The organism is Mesorhizobium sp. M1C.F.Ca.ET.210.01.1.1 (assembly GCF_004791585.1).
Taxonomy (GTDB): domain Bacteria; phylum Pseudomonadota; class Alphaproteobacteria; order Rhizobiales; family Rhizobiaceae; genus Mesorhizobium.
Window position 1 is genome coordinate 1 of sequence record NZ_SRUU01000216.1, and the last position, 286, is coordinate 286.

Below are 286 nucleotides of genomic sequence, written 5' to 3' on the forward strand. Positions count from 1 at the left end.
GCCCGGCCCCGTCGTCCGCAACACGGCAGACGGGAAGCGTGAGCTGGCCAGACTGCTTTGGGGGTTGCCAACGCCACCTGAGCGCATGAAGGGAAAGGCCGACTACGGCACGACCAACGTTCGCAATCCACAATATTCGCACTGGCAACAGTTTGTCGGGGTCGAGCATAGATGCGTCGTGCCGGTCACCAGTTTTGCCGAACCCAGCCCGACACCGAGTGACAAGGACCCAGAAACCGGCATCCAACGCAACTACTGGTTTGCCCGTGACGATAGCCGACCGCTG

At 61.5% G+C, this 286-nt stretch carries 1 pseudogene; it reads left to right on the forward strand.

Going from position 1 to position 286, the window contains the following annotated elements:
• Positions 1-286 (forward strand): annotated as a pseudogene (locus tag EN853_RS34450) (SOS response-associated peptidase); the annotation flags it as partial.